Annotated in this window: 1 protein-coding gene; it reads left to right on the top strand. The window is 32.9% G+C overall.

Going from position 1 to position 1,105, the window contains the following annotated elements; all coding sequences use genetic code 11:
• Positions 1–81: 81 nt before the first annotated feature.
• Positions 82–1,105 (top strand): IS4 family transposase (locus BMW41_RS14060; RefSeq protein ID WP_074650844.1); only part of this gene is annotated, 1,024 nt, incomplete at its 3' end.

Genomic DNA, 1,105 nt, shown 5'->3' with positions numbered 1-1,105 from the left:
CCGCTTTCGCTATTGAATGATAATGATGTAGCGAAAGCGGCCCTTGTAATTAAGGGAATCTTGATTGCAAGGAGGTCGCATATGAAACCTAAACATCTTAAAAAACTTCTATTATCTGAGATAAAAGCTGTTTCTGAAAAATTAAATGAGTATTGTGTTTCGTCTGGCAAAGATTTCACTAGGAAACGAAAAATCACATTTGAAACAGTTATTAAAACACTGATAGGCATGGAAAGTAAAAGCCTTACAAATGAACTAATTACTGCATTTGATATGAACTCAGAAATGCCTTCAACATCGGCATTTGTACAACAGCGATATAAGATTAAGCCGGAGGCTTTTAAAGCTGTATTTGATGGCTTTTCATTACAACTTATCAATAATATTAAAACTGATTTTCGCATTCTTGCTGTGGATGGTTCTGATGTACAGATAGCAACTAATCCAGATGATCAAACATCATATCACCAAGGGACAAATGGTCAAAGACCTTATAATCTACTCCATTTAAATGCTCTTTATGACTTAAAAAATCATATCTATACCGATGCGATAATACAGGGGAAATTGAATACAAATGAGCATAGTGCATTGCAAGAAATGGTTGATAATTCAAAAATTCCAAAAGCTCTTGTTATAGCTGATAGAGGTTATGAATCTTTTAATAACATGTCTCATATACAAGAAAAAGGATGGTTTTTTCTTATACGTGTAAAGGATGGCATTAACGGAATTAAAGGAGGACTAGATTTACCTGAAACGGACAGCTTTGATGTAGACATTTCACTAAAGCTCACCAGGAAGAAAACAAATGCTGTGAAAAAACTATTTAAAGACAAGAACCATTATCGAAGTATTTCATCAACACAGCCTTTTGATTATTTGCCACTTAAAAACAAAAAATCTGACCCAGTCATATTTTATGAATTAAAGTTTAGAATAGTGAGATTTCCTATTTCTGAAGATTCCTATGAAACCATAATTACGAATCTTGATAGTAAACGTTATACGCCATCTGAGCTAAAAAAACTATATGCGGCAAGATGGGGAATAGAAACTTCTTTTAGAGATTTGAAATATACAATAGGTCTATTGGACTTTCATT

Origin of the sequence: [Clostridium] aminophilum, assembly GCF_900101295.1 — a bacterium.
GTDB lineage: Bacteria > Bacillota > Clostridia > Lachnospirales > Lachnospiraceae > Clostridium_R > Clostridium_R aminophilum_A.
Note: the sequence above shows the minus strand (reverse complement) of the source record. Positions and strands in the feature narration are given on the sequence as shown.